Annotated in this window: 14 protein-coding genes; 5 read left to right on the top strand and 9 right to left on the bottom strand. The window is 51.2% G+C overall.

Translation table 11 applies throughout. The annotated features are described in order from the left end of the window. Positions 1-54: 54 nt before the first annotated feature. From UNDYM_RS07405 to UNDYM_RS07370, 8 genes are all read right to left on the bottom strand, one after another. A complete protein-coding gene (locus tag UNDYM_RS07405) occupies positions 55-1,065 on the bottom strand; it encodes an SIS domain-containing protein (protein ID WP_162044504.1) in 1,011 nt (336 codons plus the stop codon). Further along, a complete protein-coding gene (gene nagA / locus UNDYM_RS07400) occupies positions 1,058-2,188 on the bottom strand; it encodes an N-acetylglucosamine-6-phosphate deacetylase (RefSeq protein WP_162044503.1) in 1,131 nt (376 codons plus the stop codon). Before nagA ends, UNDYM_RS07405 begins: the two co-directional genes overlap by 8 nt. 2 nt (positions 2,189-2,190) lie before the next feature. Next, positions 2,191-2,925, bottom strand: coding sequence for a GntR family transcriptional regulator (locus UNDYM_RS07395; RefSeq protein WP_162040467.1), 735 nt, complete (start codon positions 2,923-2,925; stop codon positions 2,191-2,193). 22 nt (positions 2,926-2,947) lie between these two features. Beyond that, positions 2,948-3,892 (bottom strand): BadF/BadG/BcrA/BcrD ATPase family protein, encoded by a 945-nt coding sequence (locus tag UNDYM_RS07390; protein WP_162040466.1) that lies wholly within the window; start codon positions 3,890-3,892, stop codon positions 2,948-2,950. A 298-nt stretch (positions 3,893-4,190) separates the two neighbouring features. Further along, positions 4,191-4,625, bottom strand: coding sequence for a biopolymer transporter ExbD (locus tag UNDYM_RS07385; protein WP_174244929.1), 435 nt, complete (start codon positions 4,623-4,625; stop codon positions 4,191-4,193). Between the two features lie 136 nt (positions 4,626-4,761). After that, entirely contained in the window at positions 4,762-5,196 is a 435-nt protein-coding gene (locus UNDYM_RS07380; RefSeq protein ID WP_162040465.1) for a biopolymer transporter ExbD, read from the bottom strand. Positions 5,197-5,582: 386 nt separating this feature from the next. Further along, positions 5,583-6,452, bottom strand: a complete 870-nt coding sequence (locus UNDYM_RS07375; RefSeq protein ID WP_162040464.1) for a MotA/TolQ/ExbB proton channel family protein — start codon at positions 6,450-6,452, stop codon at positions 5,583-5,585. A 251-nt stretch (positions 6,453-6,703) separates the two neighbouring features. After that, on the bottom strand, positions 6,704-7,375 hold the full coding sequence (locus UNDYM_RS07370) for an energy transducer TonB (RefSeq protein ID WP_162040463.1): 672 nt from the start codon (positions 7,373-7,375) through the stop codon (positions 6,704-6,706). Between the two features lie 1,012 nt (positions 7,376-8,387). Between UNDYM_RS07370 and UNDYM_RS07365 the strand changes: the two genes are divergently transcribed. The 5 genes from UNDYM_RS07365 to UNDYM_RS07345 all read left to right on the top strand — a co-directional run bounded on the left by UNDYM_RS07365 (position 8,388) and on the right by UNDYM_RS07345 (position 17,321). Next, positions 8,388-11,123 carry a TonB-dependent receptor gene (locus UNDYM_RS07365; RefSeq protein WP_162040462.1) on the top strand — a complete coding sequence of 912 codons (2,736 nt, stop codon included), beginning with the start codon at positions 8,388-8,390 and terminating at the stop codon, positions 11,121-11,123. Between the two features lie 161 nt (positions 11,124-11,284). Then, positions 11,285-12,799 carry a tryptophan halogenase family protein gene (locus UNDYM_RS07360; RefSeq protein WP_162040461.1) on the top strand — a complete coding sequence of 505 codons (1,515 nt, stop codon included), beginning with the start codon at positions 11,285-11,287 and terminating at the stop codon, positions 12,797-12,799. A gap of 137 nt (positions 12,800-12,936) precedes the next feature. Continuing rightward, complete coding sequence (locus tag UNDYM_RS07355) at positions 12,937-13,674, top strand: YoaK family protein (protein WP_162040460.1); 738 nt, start codon at positions 12,937-12,939, stop codon at positions 13,672-13,674. A 73-nt stretch (positions 13,675-13,747) separates the two neighbouring features. Continuing rightward, complete coding sequence (locus UNDYM_RS07350) at positions 13,748-15,856, top strand: lipopolysaccharide assembly protein LapB (RefSeq protein WP_162040459.1); 2,109 nt, start codon at positions 13,748-13,750, stop codon at positions 15,854-15,856. 7 nt (positions 15,857-15,863) lie between these two features. After that, positions 15,864-17,321, top strand: coding sequence for a M48 family metallopeptidase (locus UNDYM_RS07345; protein WP_162040458.1), 1,458 nt, complete (start codon positions 15,864-15,866; stop codon positions 17,319-17,321). 25 nt (positions 17,322-17,346) lie between these two features. Here the strand turns inward: UNDYM_RS07345 and UNDYM_RS07340 are convergent, their stop codons facing one another. Then, the gene (locus UNDYM_RS07340) at positions 17,347-18,006 is read right to left on the bottom strand and encodes an amino acid ABC transporter permease (protein WP_162040457.1); all 660 of its coding nucleotides are present in this window, start codon (positions 18,004-18,006) and stop codon (positions 17,347-17,349) included. Between the last annotated feature and the right edge of the window lie 225 nt (positions 18,007-18,231).

Genomic DNA, 18,231 nt, shown 5'->3' with positions numbered 1-18,231 from the left:
GGGGCAGTATATATTTTTTAAGTTTTTAAAAAATAGCCTGCTGCTTTAGCGATGTTAATTTGTCTTGGTGACTTTGCTCAAGTGCCTTGGCTTGTCCGGGTCGAGGCCACGGGCAATCGACAGGTTTGCTGCCATCATGTAGAAGGCTTGTATTGCGACCACAGGATCGAGATCAGGCGTTGCTGCAACTGGCAAAGTCAGGTTACGTTCCTTGACATCTTCTGGTGCTGCCAGCAAGACATTCGCGCCACGGCCACGCATTTCTTCTGCCAGGGCAATCAGGCCAGCCTGTGCAGGGCCACGGGTTGCGAAAATCAATAATGGATAACCATCATGTATCAGTGCCATGGGGCCATGCTTGATCTCTGCACCGCTGAAGGCTTCTGCCTGGATGACGGAAGTCTCTTTGAACTTAAGTGCAGACTCCAGCGCAACCGGGAAGCTGATGCCACGGCCCACCACCATGATGCGTGATGCAGGTTGCAAGACTTCTATTGCAGGTGACCAATCAAGTTTTGTGGCAGCATGCAGGGATTCGGGCAATTGCTCTATCGCCGCCAAAAATTCTGCATCGTTTTGCCAGTGACCTGCCAGGCGTGCGCCTGCCACCAGCGAAGTGATAAAGCTCTTGGTCGCAGCCACGCTCAGTTCCGGGCCTGCGTACAATGGCATGGTCCATTCTGCGCTTTGTGCCAGCGGCGATGCTGCGTCGTTGACGAGGGCAACAGTAGTCGCGCCACCTTCGCGGAAATAGCGAATAGGCTCGACCACGTCAGGGCTTTGGCCAGATTGTGAAATCGCAATTGCCAACGCATCTTTGGCTGCCAGTGGAGCCTTGTTCAAAGTCACCAGAGACATGGGCAGAGAGGCGACGATACGCCCTACCCTGGCCATGATCAGATAGGCTGCATAATTAGCGGCATGGTCTGAGCTGCCACGGGCAACGGTAACAACGGATGTGGGTGGTTTGGCGCGCAAGTATGCACCAAGTTCGGCATAGCGCTCACGTTCGTGTTTGAGTTGTTCGGCTACAAAATCAGCGGAAGAGCTGGCTTCCTTAAGCATCTGCGAGGTCAATCTTTTCTCCTTCTACATAAACAGCGATGAGGTTGAGCTGGCGGTCCAGCACAACCAGGTCTGCGTAACTGCCAGCCTGCAGGCGGCCACGCTCATTCAGTCCCAGATAATCGGCTGCGTAGGTAGAAACACGCTTCGATGCATCTTCCAGGTCCAGGCCTATGCTGACCAGATTGCGCAAGGCTTGATCCATGGTCAGTGTGCTGCCTGCCAGCGTGCCGTCTTCAAGACGCACGCCACCCAGACATTTATGCACGACCTGGCGGCCCAGCATGTATTGCCCATCCGGCATACCGGAAGCGGCAGTGGAATCAGTAACGCAATACAGATGCGGAATCGCACGCATGGCGGCTTTGATCGCGCCAGGGTGAACGTGCAACAAGTCGGGAATAATTTCAGAAAACTGCGCATGTGCCAGCGCTGCACCCACCATACCAGGCGCACGGTGATCAAGGCGCGACATGGCGTTGTACAAGTGGGTAAAACCGGTGGCACCATTTTCCAGCGCTGCCTTACCCTCTTCATAAGTACCGAGGGTATGACCTATCTGCACCTGCATGCCTATGGCTGTTAGTTCGCGCACCAGTTGCAAATGCCCATCCATTTCTGGTGCCACGGTGATCAGGCGTATCGGTGCTATCGCATCGAGGTGACGTACCTGTTCCAGCGAACCTGTATGAGCAAAGTCTGGCTGCGCACCGAGCTTGCCGGGATTGATATACGGCCCTTCCAGATGCACACCCAATATGCGGGCAGAACCGCTGCTGCGTTTATCCACCAATGGCCTGATCGCCTTCAAGGCCATTTCCAGATCAGACAGCGGCGCTGTCATGGTGGTGGCCAGCATGCTGGTGGTGCCATGTTTAGCATGCTTGCGGGCGATGATTTCTACCGCGTCGCCAGCTTCCATGGTGTCTTTGCCACCGGCACCGTGTACATGCAAATCGACAAAGCCGGGCAAGATGTAATGCAGGGATTCTGCATCAGCAGCATTCTCTACATCAGCATCGGCAGCATCGACAGTGATGGTCTGCACTCTTTCATCGAACACCAGAGAGCCGCGCACCCAGCCTTGGGGCGTCAGTATTTGTCCCTGCACTTGTTGTGGCAAACTCATCTGAACAACTCCGCCACAAAGTCATAGTAATCACTACGGCAATAAGAATGCGACAGTTCTATCGCTGCACCGTTAGGGAGATAGGCAACACGGGTGATGAACAACATGGCAGCGCCCTGCTTGATATCTGCCAGGCGCGCCTGTTCGGCAGTTGCATTGACGGCGCGTATATGCTGCAAGGCGCGTGTCGGCGACAGATTATGTGATTCCAGATAACCGTACAGGCTGTCATTGACCAGTTTGGGATTCGGCATGTAGATTGCCGGGATGGTCGAGCTTTCTATCGCCATGACGACATTGTCGGCGGTACGCAGACGTTTCAAACGCGATACCACGGTATTGGGTGACAGCCCCAGTGACAAAATTTCTTCTGGCGAAGCAATGCCGGTTTCACGCGACAACCAGCGAGAGCCTGGTGCAAAACCTCGGTTACGCAATTCTTCACTGAAGTTGGTCAGGCGTGACAGTGGTTGTTCTATCTTGGGCGTGATGTAAGTGCCAGAGCCATGTTTGCGGGTCAGCATGCCACGCTCGCACAACATGTCTATGGCCTTGCGTGCTGTCACACGTGAGATTTCCAGAGTATCAGACAGCATGCGCTCTGAAGGCAAGGCTTCGTCCGGCTGCCACAATCCGCTATGTATGCCGTTCGCAAGCTTGTTCGCCAGTTGCAGATACAAGGGGGTAGAACTTTCTGCGTCAGGTTTAAAGTCTATCAATTGTGCCAGCATGTCTTTCTCTCTTTTTATGTATTTATTGGGCTTGCAAATGCTGTTGTATCAGGATCAAAGCCCCAACTGCTGAATCAGCCTTGGGCATTTGTATTCTTGCTTTTAAATCTGCTGGCAAATAGCTGGCTACCGGCGCTGCCAGACCACCACATAGAGCAATCGGCAATGCAGATTCCGGGTCCAGGGACTGTGCCATGATGGCGACTTCTTTACCTGCTTCGAGCATGATCGCACGGGCGACCTCTACCTCGGGCGCAAAACGTATCACCAGGGGTGCCAGTTCGGCATAGCGGGTTTGATTGGCCAGGGCAAGCCAGGCGAAGACGGCATCTTTGTCGCCACCGCAATGTGTCAGCACAGCGCTGGCAAATGGATTGCTGGCAGCGCGGCCATCAAGCACACGCTGCAAATGATTGACGGCGCGCATACCCAGCCAGGCACCACTGGCCTCATCACTGACCGGGAAGCCCCAACCACCGACTTCACGACGCTGACCATCAGGTAACAAAACTTCACCAACGCTGCCAGTTCCCAAGGCGATGATAGAACCAGGCTTGCCATCAAGTGCGCCCAGCAAAGTGGTATAGCCATCGGTTTCTGCACAGACCGCGCCAAAGCCAGGATTGAGCGCAACAAACTCCCTGGCCCAATGAATATTATGAACACCAGCCAGGCCGCAACCGACTGCGATATCGGTCAGTGCCGGCACATCCAGATTCGCCGCTGCAAACGCTTGCTGGGTCGCCAGCAGGATGGATTGCCAGGCTTTATCCCGGCCATGTGCGAGGCCAGAAGGACCGGCACTGCCACGGCCAAGTTCTTTGCCACTGGCATCAGCCAACACCACTCGTGTGCCAGTACCACCACCATCAGCACCAATAAAATAAGAACAAGCAGGTTTTGCTGAGGACTGCCCCGCAGTACCTGATGAATCAACTGTAGAAAGATGTTCTGCCTGTTTGTTCATTGATAATTAAATGGTGATAAGAATGGTGATAAAAACGACGATAAGAACGATAATAAAAATGGTGCAATAAGTTATCTGACCAAATCAGAATCTGTACTTCTGCTACTATTTTAAGCCTCACTGTAAGTTTTTTTACTAGTGGATGTCAATAGGTATTTAAGTGGTATCGTTAAATTTAATTTTGCCTACTTTATTCCCGCAACACTATTGCCGTCCAGCACAATGAAACAGGCTTGCTAACCGACCTCTCCACTGCAAGCGCCATAGCAACTTGTATTAGCGCTTGCTGAGACCATTTTTACTTCAGGAACTGCTCATTCCCGACCATACCGATCTTGGTCACACCAAGACGCTGTGCCGCCGCCATGACGGACGCCACGGATTTGTAAGGTACAACAGCAACCGGACGCAGGTGGATCTCTGGCTGGTTTGCTGCAGGCATTGCTGCCGATTCAGCCAACTTCGCTTCCAGCTGTGCATGATCGACTGCCGTACCATTCCAGGACACCGTACCATCAAAATCGACGTCGATATTCACTACCACAGGCGGTGTGGTTGGTGGCGGTGGGTTACCTGTCGGCATATTCAGATTCACTGCGTGATTCTGAATAGGAATGGTAATAATCAACATGATGATCAATACCAGCATGACGTCAATCAGCGGCGTCATGTTCATTTCTATCATCACTTCCGGATCGGCTGACGCTCCACCGGAACCAATTTGCATACCCATAATGCTTCCTTTGCTGGGACCGACGATAAAATCGCCCTGACTGCGTTGCAGCTCCTCGCCGTGCTATTCGCACTGTCTTCGTCGCTACGCCTTGTCAGGACAATTTTTCGCCAGCCCTGTTTAGTCATTCAAAAAACTAGTTCCGTGGAGGCGGTTCAATCACGAAGCCGACCTTGGCGATACCGGCACGCTGTGCCGTCAGGATACTTTTGCCAATAAACTCATAGCGGGTATTCTGATCTCCACTGATATGCAACTCCGGTTGCGGGATCTTGACTGCTTCTACCTTGAGCTTTTCAAACAGGGCATCCGTGCCTGCCAGCGGCTTCATGCTGCCGTTCCAGTACAGATCACCATCCTTGTTCACCGACAGGGTGATGTTTTCCGGTTTGGTTTTGTAAATCACGTTGGTTTCTGCCGGTAATTTCAGCTTGACCGTATCTGTAATCACCGGAGTGGTGATCAGGAAGATGATCAGCAATACCAGCATGACGTCGACCAGCGGGGTGGTGTTGATGGTGCTGTTGACTTCGTCTTCACCATCTCCATCATTGCCAATTGCCATTGCCATAATGTGTTCTCTTTCGATGTTACGCTTTAACCCTTAAGACCTCTCAACACAGAGAAAAGAAAGACTTCTTGCAAGAAGTCTTCGTTCCGCAGGCGAGTGGCATGCCCCTCGAATTCCCTGCCACACCACGGAGACACAGAGAAAGGCAGGGGAAACTTGTTTGCAGTTACTTGCAAGTCATCCCAGATTTTCCCTATGTTTTTCCTCTGTGTCTCTACCCCTCTGTGGTTAAGGGTCTTGGTTTTTTTCAATCTTACAAGTAGCCGTGTGAAATGCTGAGGAAGCGTAGCGAGCGGCGCTAATTTTAGTTAAGAAGCGCAGTCGTACTTCGGTACGACGAGCATCGCAGGTTCAAAATCGCGTCGCGCAGTAGCTTCATCAGTATTTCACTTCTTGCCCATGGTGCCGGACAGGACTACGGAGTGCAGGTCAGCGGAGAAGGCACGGACTTCTTCCATGGCGCTCTTGTTGCGGCGGACCAGGAAGTTGTAACCCAGTACAGCAGGAACAGCGACAGCCAGACCAATCGCGGTCATGATGAGCGCTTCACCAACAGGGCCCGCTACTTTGTCGATCGATGCCTGACCGGACATACCAATCGCTGTCAGCGCATGGTAAATACCCCATACGGTACCGAACAGACCAACGAATGGTGCTGTGGAGCCCACAGTCGCCAGGAAGGCCAGGCCATCTTGCAAACGGCTTTGGACTTTATCAACAGCGCGCTGGATGGACATGGATACCCAGGTGTTCAGATCGATTTGTTCGAGCAAGGCGCCTTCATGGTGTTCTGTGGCTTTGATGCCAGAGTCAGCGATGAAGCGGAATGGGCTGCCTTCTTTCAGAGAAGCGGCACCGGCTTGTACAGAAGCTGCTTTCCAGAATTTGGAGCGGGCATCTGTGGCTTGACCGGACAATTTGACCTGGTCAATGATTTTGGTGATGAGGATGTACCAGCTGCCCATGGACATGATGACCATGATGATGAGGGTGCCTTTGGCAACGAAGTCACCAGTTTTCCAGAGGGCGTCGAGACCATATGGGTTTTCTACCATTTCTTTGGCGGCTGCTGGTGCTGCCGGGGCGCCAGCGTCTGCTGGAGCGGCTGGTGCCGGGGCTGCTTCTGCAGCAGGGGCTGAAGCGGCAGCGGAGGCAGCTGCTGAGGCGGATTCCTGTGCAGAAACAGGGGCGACGGCAACGGCGGCTGTCAAGGCCAGGAGTGTTGCAGCCAGGAATGCGGAGAAACGGGTTTTCATTGAGGTGCTTCCTTTTAACAAAATAAGGTTGGTATTGCTTACTGCTGTTTTTATGTATTACTTGAATATGAAACTTGAAGACCAAACATCTTCACCACAGAGACACTGAGTCACAGATGGGGCATTGAGAAAACCCTGGTGAGAAAAACTTCGCAAAGTGTGGATGTTTTATCCATCGGTGTTTCCTCTTGCTTTTCTCTGTGTCTCTGTGCCTCTGTGGTGAGAGGTCTTGATCTTGATCTTGATTTTATCTACTCCAACTTCCATACATACTGAACCTTGGCCCAGGTCTGTTGTGGTTTGCCATCGACGGTACCTGGTTTGTTTTTGCAGGAACCTGACATCAACTGGGATTTCACCGCATTGTCGAGACCGCGGAAACCGCTGGATTTGTCGATCTTGACGTCGGCCACAGAACCATCTGCACCAATCAATACGGACAACAGGACGGTGCCGGTTTCTTCATTGCGCAGGGAGGCACGCGGATATTCCGGTTTGCATCCACCAACGTTGAAGTCGATCACGCCTGGTATCGTGACGGGACCTGTGGCCTTCGTCTCTGCAACTGGTGCAGGTGGGGCCTGGGTCTTGGTGAATGTCGGGTTTTCTGGCTTGACATTCGATACCGCTGATATCGCTGGCTGTTGCTGGACCGGCTGCTGGACCTGGACTTCCGGTGGCGGAATGAACGGCGGCGGCGGGGCCAACAATTTTGGTGGTGGCGGTGGCGGGGTGTCTGGCGGCGGTGGCGGCGGTTTTACTTCTTCTACCAGCTTGACTTCTGCTGGCTTGATCACCACTTCCATCGCTTTGCGCGCCAATCCAGATACCAGCGCATATACCACCAGTACGTGAAATGCGATAACCAGCCCTAAGCCTATAAACTTCTTCCCCGGCTCTTGCTGGCGATTTGAAAAATCCATTACTGCTCCCTCTATTATTGTGAAGACATTTTCACCAACCGGCTTCCAAACACTGCAGCAAAGGCAGATTCAGAACCGGGAGCAGCTTGTATCGCATCACCGTGCTTGGACTAGTGATGCGTGCATTCATGTACCTGCAATTTTGCAGATGCAAGCATGCCCTGAACTCTATCCTTGCAGGAAAATACAAAAATACCACTCCCGTACAACTTGCCCTGAACAGCCTTGAAAACGTCTTAAGTAAGCGCCAGTCTTTAGAATCTGGCTCACTGTAGTGTCCTCACAACTGGTTGTCAAGAGGTATCTATGTGGAATTAAATTTACCATTTTCAGGATATCCTGAAAGGCTCAAATCAGAAGGTATTATGAGCCTTGCTCAAGCAAAAATTCACGTCAAAACAATGACACATTTTTGCAACTGGTCTTAGCTCATCAAACAGCAAATAAAGCCATCAAGCAGACATGATCGGGGCAACACCTATATCTGTCAGCGCTTCCAGGGAAATTTAAAACATGTTTTTTGTGCGCAGAATGCAGCCATCAATACCTCACTCAAGACATAAGTAAATAAATTTAAAAAACCAAGTTCAAAGCCACTTCAAATCCACTTTATTGACTAAAAAAGGAACAATTAAAGACCACATGTGGGAATAAAACATCAGTCCACTTCTCATCTTCCGAATTTGAAAAGAATAATTTATTCAATAAAAACAAATAGATAGATTGAATACAGATATCAAAGAAACAAGCATTTAAACATCGCATAGATACCACTTAGATACCGATTGACAACCTGTTTAGTCACCACTAAAGTGCTTCACATCCGGTGTTGTTGTTTCGAGTGGTAGCTAACTCTGAATGACTTTTACTGCAGCGGGTTGTACCGAAAATACTCACTGGCAAAACATCAAGTGTGTAGGGTATGGGGGAGGAAGCAATTTTTTGTCACGGATCTAAAGCTTTTCACAGGTCTTAACCGAAGGAGAAATAAATGCAAAATAAAATGAGTCCAATGAGGAACAATTTAACGCCCGTGGCGTCCGCTGTTGCGGTACTGATCATGAGCGTTGCCATGCAGGCGCAAGCACAAGAGGCAGCAAAGCCCGCGGCGCCTCAAGAAGTGGTCGTAACTGGTATTCGCGCATCCCTGCAACAATCTTTGAATCAAAAGCGTAACGCTGATAACTTCGTTGAAGTGATCACTGCCGAAGACATCGGCAAGATGCCTGATAAAAACGTGGCTGACTCTCTGCAACGCGTTCCTGGCGTCAGCGTTGCTGCAGCCGGTGGCGGCGAAGGCAGCTTTGGTGAGAACGATCGCGTTGCCTTGCGCGGCACACCATTTGGCCTGACACTGACGACACTCAATGGTCACTCAGTATCGAGCGGCGACTGGTTTGCCGACAATATCGTTGGCGGTGGCCGCAGCGTCAGCTTCTCTTTGTTCCCATCCGAACTGATAGGCCGCGTAACAGTACATAAAGGTTCTCAAGCCAACCTGCTTGATGGCGGTGCTGAAGGTGTCGTCGATATCGAAACACGCAAGCCATTGGATTTCAAAAAGCAATTCAATGCACAGGCAAGTATTGGTCTGGTCAACTCTGCCAACTCCGGCAAATCTGATCCTCAGTTGAGCGGTCTGATCGCCTGGAAAAATGATGCATCTACCATGGGTATTCTGGTGCAAGCGTTCCACCAAAAACGTACTCTGAGCCGCGCTGGCCAAGAGAATCAAATCTGGTGGGATAAAGTTGATGTTGGCAGCCCTATCGATAGCGCCATCAAAGGTGCTGGTACAGCAAACACAGCAACATCGCCAGCTTCTGGCGCAGTCACCAACTATCTGGGTGGTACTGCCTGGTTTGAACAGCAACGTACCCGCGAAGGTGGTTTGATTGACTTCCAGTTCAAACCATCCAAAGATGTGAACATTGATATTACTGCATTCCAGTCCCATCTCGATGCACCTAACGTCAATCACAACTTCATGCAATCCCTGGGCCGTTTCGTCGGACCATCCTGGGCAACAACTGGTTTCCCAACCAGCGCTGTCAGTGGCACTTTGAGCCAGGGCGTTATTTCCCAATTATCCGTTGGCAATCCTGCCGGTTGCGTACCTTGCAGCGGCATGTCCAGCTCTGTTCAGGAAATTTTTTCCCGTCCTGTAGCCGAAAGCCAGTCTCAGTTCTTTAACATCGACGGCTCTTTCCGCGTCAATGATCAACTGACACTTGCCGGTAAAATCGGTACAACCAAAGGCCTGGGCAACACTATCAGTGGTGCGATGGGTATCTGGATGCCATGGACAGGTGGTAGCTACACAGTTCAGGGTTCTGACAAGCCTGTGATTTATGTCACACCTGGTGCTGACAAGTTCTCTATCGGTGGCTTTAACAATGGCGCACCTGGCACACCTGGAGCACCATACACTTACGGCTCACACGTAACCGCCAATGACAAGGAAGACTACGCACAAATCGACGGTACGTTCAAAACTTCTCTCGCCAGCATACCTACTGTGCGTTTTGGTTTCCGTGCTGCCGAACACAAGCGTGATCTGACTTCCATCGGCAATAATGCCTTGCCAGGTTTGAGCAATGCAGCCAATCTGCCTATGTCTGGCTTGACAGCCTTCCCAGCCATTTTCAATGATCTGGGTGCCAATGGTGCGGGTTACTGGACATTCTCTCAAGCTTCTGTGAATGCCTGGTTGGCACAATACACCAACTATACTGGCCACTTACTGCAAAATGAATTCTCCATTAAAGAACCAACACAATCTGCGTATGTGATGGCTGATTTTGCAGGCGAAGGCATCAGCGGTAATTTCGGTTTGCGTGTTGCCCGCACCAGCGAGCAAGTCACACGTAATGAGATCGGTGCTTCTGGCAATTTTGAACCACGTACCTATAACAACAATTATGTCGACTTCCTGCCAAGTGCAAACTTCCGCATGGATCTGAACAAAGACATGGTTGCCCGTTTCAGTGTTTCCCGCACGATGGCCCGTCCTGAACTGGGTCAAATGGCTGGTCTGGATCTGCGTGACGTTCAAGGTACAGGTAACGGTGGTAACCCTAACCTGAAACCTATCCGTGCCAATACTGTAGACCTGGGCGTAGAATGGTATTTCGCACCTAAGTCCATGGTGTCTGCTGACCTGTTCTACTCTGCTCTGGATGGCTATGTTACTTATGGCTCAAGCACAGGTACCTTCTACAACCAGATCCAGAAGAAAAACACTGTGTATGCAATGAGTACGCCTATCAATACCCAGGCTGAAGTCAAGGGTCTGGAACTGGCTTACATCCAGGCACTGCCAGCAGGTTTTGGTATCAACGCCAACTACACTTACACACTGGGTAAAGAAACAGGTGCAGCTCCTGGTTCCAAGTGCGGTGATTTGCTGGCTCCTGATTGCACGCTGATCGGTACTTCCAAAAATGCATACAACATCGGTGCATTCTATGAAGATGGCAAGTTCAGCGCGCGTCTGACATACAGCTATCGTTCCGGCTTCCTGAATGGTACCAGCCGTAACAGCGCTGCTTACCAGAATGATATCGGTACTTTGTCTGCAACACTGGCTTATCAGATCAATGACAGCTTCTCCATCTCTCTGGATGGCAAGGACCTCAACAATCCATTGGTCAGCTCTGTCTGGAAAACACCAGGCGCAGCAGATCTGCCAGCATCCCTGTACAAAAATGGCCGTCAAATCTTCCTGACTTTGCACGCGAAGATGTAAGCAGCTTTGTAATTCTATAGCGGTAAATGCGGGGAAGTTGATTCGTTGTTCTGCTTCCCCGCTTCATAAGTGATGGTGCATGCCTGCCCCATCACTTTTTTTGCATTTGCAACCCTGTTGTCAGATATTCTTCTGATACTGTCATTTTTACGGCAAACGATATGACTACACAAGACTCCATAAAAAAAATCCTGGTCGTCGGCGGCGGTTCTGCCGGTTGGATGGCAGCATTGCTGATTGCTCATTCCGTCAAGGACAAGGGCATACAGGTTTCCGTCATAGAATCCGAAACCGTTGGCGTCATTGGTGTAGGCGAAGGCTCAACACCAGTCATGAAGCGTTTCTTCGACACCCTGGAGATACATGAAACCGAATGGATGCCTGAATGCAATGCCACTTACAAAAGCGGTATTGCCTTTGATGGCTGGTCAAGCAAGCCCGGTCATGCGAGTTATTTCCACCCGTTTGTGACCATGGTCGATAATCTGACCATGCCACCCTTTATCGAAAACGTTAAAGCGCGCTTGCAAGGGGCAGATGTCTGTGCCTTGCCGAACAAGTTTTTTCTTTCGGCGCAACTGGCTGACAGTTGCCTTGCACCTATCGCAGATCATAACTTCCCTTTCTTTACGACTTATGGCTATCATTTCGATGCCATGCTGCTTGGCAAATTCCTGCGCAAGAAAGCCTTGCAGACAGGCATAGAGCATATCAAGGCACATATCGATCACGCCCGCCTGGATGAAAAAGGGAATATCGCCGCCGTCAGTCTGGCAGATGGCAGTGAACTGGCAGCGGATTTCTTTGTTGACTGTTCAGGTTTCTCTGCTCTACTGATAGACAAGGCACTGAAAACACCTTTTGTCAGCTACGCAGACAATCTGCTCAATGATTCGGCGATAGCCATGCCCACCGACATATGCGACAAGATTCCCACGTTGACCGTATCCACTGCCATGAAGCATGGCTGGGCCTGGAAGATTCCACTGCAAAATCGCTATGGCAATGGTTATGTGTATAGCTCGGCTTTTACGACGGCAGATCAGGCAGAGACAGAATTGCGCGAAAAAATTGGCATGCTTGATTCCGACACGCCAGCACGTCATCTGAAGATGAAACTCGGCCGTGTGGAGAAACACTGGAACAAGAATTGTCTGGCTGTCGGACTGTCACAGGGTTTCCTCGAACCGCTGGAGGCGACGGCGCTTTACCTGACGCAAATGACCGCTGCGATCTTTTGCCTGTTCCTGGAAAAAGGTGATTTGAGCGAACAGGCTCAACAAGTCTATAACCAGGAAATCAACGATTATTTTGACGGACACAGGAATTACATCATCGCCCATTACAAAACCAATACCCGGACAGATACAGAATACTGGAAGGCCAACGCGGCCAACCTGCACAGAATACCTGATTCACTCAAGCACATCTTTTCAACCTGGCTGGAAGGCCGTGATCTGGGCGATGAAATACGCCGTCAGAATATCGAGAAGTATTACCCGATAGCCTCCTGGTACGCTTTGCTGGCGGGCATGGGCATATTCCCCGATGCAGAAAAGAAAACAACCGCTGGTGAACAGCACCAACAATACCCACTCGGTGATTTCATCCAGCGTTGCGCACTGAATTTCCAGGATCACCGCAGTTTTTTAGCTAAGCAAAAGCCTGCCATGTAGACCAGGGATATACAGGAATGCCGATAAGCATGCAGTAAATCGCATGAACAAAGGCAGCAAATGCAGGCGGGTGTGCATTTTTGCCAGTTTTTGGGCTAAACTCTGGTCAGACTGGCAAAAAATCTATCTTTTCCTGCATGCCCATCAATTATCTCGCCAAGCTGACCTCACCCAAGCGCACTCCCCGGGCTAACATGCACCTGGGAGTTAGCCTGGCATGTGTGGCCGGAGCCTTGAATGCGGGTGGCTTTCTGGCAGTAGGACAATATACTTCCCACATGACGGGCATGTTGTCTTCTGCCGCCGATGACCTGGTGCTCGGCAAGGTATTACCTGCCCTGGCCGCCTTATTCATGCTAATTGCCTTTGCCTGGGGTGCGGCCTGCACCGCTATCATGGTGAATTACGCCAAACGCAACCACTTTCGCTATATCTATACCCCCGTCTTGTTGCTGGAGGCTGTGTTGCTCCTGATATTTGGCCTGGTTGGTACTGAATTGCAGGAGCACGCCGTGATTACCGTCTCGTTCACCACTGTCCTGCTTTGTTATGTGATGGGCCTGCAAAATGCGCTGATCACCAAAATCTCACAAGCCGAGATACGCACTACCCATGTCACCGGTCTGGTCACTGATATAGGTATAGAACTGGGCAAGATGATTTACTGGAACAGGAATCAAGACGAAATCCATCATGACAATGAAGTGGGAGCCAATTTGCAAAAGCTGCGTTTGCACGGCTTGCTTGTAGCTTCGTTTTTCTTGGGTGCTTTGACCGGTGCCTATGGATTCAAGCATTTTGGTTTTATTTCTACCCTGCCTATCGCGACTGCGCTGGTGGTTTTGTCGTTGGCACCACGCTTCAGGAAAGCCTGATGCTTTTCATGTAATCGTTTGTACATCCTTTATTTCAATTTATTACTGTTGGCTATCTCATTCATAAACCAGTATGTCCATATCTGATCCAGCCAATTTATTCCAGCGCGTGCCAGAGTTACGCACTTTCAGCGATGACCCAAAAATCAGCCGGGCCATAGAATCTGGAGATACGTTCAAGGTCTATCGTTCCCTGGTGCTGGCACGCCTGTTCCGTCGCCTTCCACAGCATAAGGAAGTACTCAAGGAGCTGACCAGTGAACGCCGTCTGTTTGCCAAGCCACTGAAAGGAACGCCTTCGCTAGGAACAATCAACTCGGTAGGCTTCAGTTTTGTCGGTGAATCGGAGCGGGATACTGACGGCAGCCATATTGCCCTGCATGCTTTTGTCATCCTGTTTGGCATACCACTCGTTCCCATGGGATCTTACGTAGTGCGCAGCACTGGCGACAGGCAATGGCAAATTTATGCCCGTGCGCCCTTGGGCATCATGGGCTGGTTATATACACGTGGCCTGGCGCTGGCCATGGTCATCATGGTCCTGACCGGTGCAGCGGCAAGTTATCAGGAAGCGAGCACCCAGAACCTGACCATACTGAATGGTTTTGACATACCCGTCAAAGTGAAGATAGGGGAACAGGCACTGGTCGTGGCAGCACAAGGACGTGCAACCATGACCTTGCCAGTAGGTCAATTAAAAGGCGAAGCCAGCAGCGACAAGACTGGCATCATCGACACCTATGATCAGACGCTGGCAAGCACTGACCGCTATAACGTATGGAATATCGCCGGGGCTGCCCCGCTGGTGGAAAACACCATCATTTATAGCAAAGTCAAACCAGCCTCTCCAGAGCAAGCTGGCAGCCAGACCGTGTATTGCGGCAAGCGCCTGCTGGAATTTGCCGGCGTCGAGTACCTGTTCACAGAACCGCCGCAAACCAAGAGCATGAGCAAGCACCAAAGCAGTGTCAGCGCCAGGCAATTGACTATCGTCAACCAGGCCGACACACCCGCTGTGATGTCCTGCCTGAATTATGCATTTGGCCATGGCCAGGAAAAAGACATGCTACCCGCGCTGGAAGCCTATGCCGCCATCAAGGGCTGGGATACGCGCACTACTGACATTGCCCTGTTTGTCGCCAATGGCATCTCGCGTGCAGAAGCGCTGCGCCTGAGCCGCAAGGTCTTGAAAATACACCCGGACAATGTATTGCTGGAGCGCAGTGTCCAGGATTTGCGTGATGATATCGGTGAGCATGATGTCATGCTCAAGGAATATGCCCAACGTGCCAGTCAGGCTGCTGACTCTTCGTCAGAGCAATACTTGTATGCCTCACTATTGAGCGGCAACGAAGGCTTGCAGGCAATGAAGAACCTGGCACAAAAATTCCCACGAGACGCCAATATCCTGCGCAGCCTGACCTGGCGTAAATTTGTTCACGGTGACAGTCGCGGTGCCGCCCAGGATTTGCAGCAACTGCATAAGCTGTCGCCAGAAAATGCCAGCTATTTATTGGATACAGAAATCAGGCTGCTGCTGACGCAACAGCGTCCCGCTGATGCCCTGAAATTACTGGATGCGGCAATCAATAACAGCAAGGGTCTGGAAAGAGCCATGCTCGCCGTCGAATTCAATGAAATCGCCCGGCAACAGGGAATTGGTGATCCCGAAAAGTATTTGCGCAGCATGCCGGACGACGAGAATGACAATATCCTGGATATTTATCGCGCCAAAGCTGGCCTGCCACCGAACAAGACAGAGCATCGTGACCTGCCCATGGTCAAGCTTGCACTAAGCTTGCGCAGTTCACCAGAGCAAACACTGGATTTGGTAAAACATATCAACACGATACAGGTACGCCAGCATCTGGGAGCTGATCAACTGGCGCTGCTATATGGCGAAGCCTGCCGCGTCAATGACAAAACCACCAAAGACAAGTTGCAGCAGATGATGCACATGCGCAAAGCCGATTTGTCTGCATTTGAGCAATATGTGCGAGGCGAACAGGTCAATCTGGATGAGATGGATTTTGAAACTGATGTACTGGCAGCGGCTTATTTTATTCGCTCACGTAATCCGCAACTGTCAGCGCAGGAACGGCAAAATTTGAGGAAACTGGCAGCAAAAACAGATGTGCTGCAAGGCATAGTCACGACCGCAATCAAGCAATGGCAAAGCTGAGTCCATTATGAAAACAGATCATCAACGCAAACCACAAAAAACCAATCTGACGCGCCGCGCCGGACTGGTTGTCGCCCTCTGGGTTGGCTTTTGGGTACTCGCCCTTGGGCTGTTAATTGCATTGGCCTGGGTGCCGATTACCCAGATCAATCACCGCTCTTCTTTGCAATTTTCTGGTGTCATTGCGGGTATTGCGGCATTGACACTGGCGTATTCCTTGCGACCACGCAGCAAGGAGAAAAAGAGCGGCAATACCGTTAAACCTTTATCACGCCAAACCGCTGAACCCTTGTATGCGCTGGTAGAGCGCATCGCCAAGGAACTCAAGGTAGAAGCACCAGTCAATATTCACCTGATAGGCGTGGCATCTGCCTTCATCAGCGGCAAAAAGAACTGGCGGGGAAAGGTGAAAGAGCTTGAAGTTGGCCTGGGCCTGCCATTGCTGGGCACCCTATCTGAGGCAGAGCTGGGTTCAGTCATCGCCCATGAATTTGGTCACTTTGTTGCAGGCGACCTGTCACTCGGCCCCTGGGTATACCGCACCCGCACGTCTATCGCTTATACAGTCACAGATCTCGATGACTCCATGTTTTTTCTGGATGTCCTGTTCCGGTTTTATGGCAAATGGTTCTTGAAATTATCTGCCGCTGTATCACGCGAACAGGAATTTGCCGCAGATGCATTGGCTGCCAAAAAATTTGGCCCGGTCGCCACCCGCAGTGCACTGGAAAAAGTACATTTGATTTCACCGATGTGGTCAAGTTATCTCGATTATGAACTTGGCCCCGCCTTGAATCGTGGCGTGCGCATGCCTATCTTTGAAGGTTTCCGCCGTTTCTGCAAACCCGGCGTAAAGCGGGCCGATATTCAAACTGCGATCAATTATGCAGAATCACACACGACCACGGAATTTGATACCCATCCCAGCCTCGAAGAAAGGGTGGCGGCAGTTGTTCCCGGTGCCAAACCCAGCTTCCCTCCCCTGTCTCAGTGCCTGCATTTACTGGGTGGGGAAGCAGAAACAGAGAATGCATGGTATGCCATGTTTGAAAAAGAAAACCTGCAGCATTGTGACTGGGACAGATATGCTACCGAAGTCTTGCAGGAGCAGAATAAACAGCGATTTGCCGGTAGCTGGATGGACCCGCAAGCCCTGCCCCTGAATGAACTGGTCAAGATGGCGACTGATCCAAACAGCTTATGGGACAGGCTCAGGCCAGAAGGCGTCAGCTTCCTGTCGCCGTTGGGCAAGCGTCTTTATGTACTCGAAATCATGGAGTCCTGGATTGCCGCGTGCCTGACACATTATGGCTATAAAGCCAGCCTGCTGCCTGGCCAGGCACTGACCATGACACGGGCTGACACCAGGCTCATGCCATCAGAATTATTGCAGGCCGCGCTACAATCAAAACTCACTGTCGCTTATCTGAATGGCTTGCAAAAAGAGGCGACACAACCCGCCTAGTCAAGCGGTGCGGTACGGTGCCGTGTCAAACCTGATGGGCTTTTTGCAGACGTTTTTCCAGGCGTCTTTGTACGACTTCAAAACACAGGCTCAGCGCCCAATAGATGCAAGCGGCTGCGATATACAGTGGCAAGGGGCGAAAGCTGGTGGCGATGACTTCCTTGGTCGCCAGCATCAGCTCTGTCACGGTAATGACCGATACCAGAGAAGTATCCTTGATCAGGCTGATGAGGGTATTGCTCATGGACGGCACTGCCACACGCATGGCTTGTGGCACGACGATATAACGCAGGGTCTGCCCATAATTCAAGCCCAGGCTGGAGCTGGCAGACCACTGACCGCGGCTGACACCAACTATTGCACCGCGTATGCTTTCTGACAGATAGGCACCGGCGTTCAGACTCAAGGCCAGTATGCCTGCCGATGTCGCTGAAAATTCTATGCCTATGCCAGGCAAGCCGTAATAGATGACGAAAATCTGTACCAGCAAGGGTGTGCCGCGTATCAGGCTGACATAGACAGCAGCGGGCGTACTGATCAATTTGCTTGGCAATATGCGCGCAACCGCCAGCAAGAAACCCAGTATCAAACCACCTACCATGGCACCGATGGCAAACAACAGGGTATAGGCAACCCCCTTCAACATGACCGGTGCGGCCATTTGCAGCAATTCGAAAATTTCCATGGCGACTTTAAAAAGAAATATCCCCGTGGTGACGGGGATATAGAACTCATTTCATAAATAGGATGAGTGCAAACAAGACGATTTGGGATGCAGTGCAAGGCGTGACGCGAAGCTAAGGCTGGTGCCTTAGCGAGGGCACAACGCTGCAATGCGCCCAAATCGTCAGTTCCCGGAGGGTTTGCCTCATAACGTGCGCTGGACTGCGTTGGACTCGTTGTCAATAGG

This window comes from Undibacterium sp. YM2, assembly GCF_009937975.1.
Classification (GTDB): domain Bacteria; phylum Pseudomonadota; class Gammaproteobacteria; order Burkholderiales; family Burkholderiaceae_D; genus Undibacterium.
Note: the sequence above shows the minus strand (reverse complement) of the source record. Positions and strands in the feature narration are given on the sequence as shown.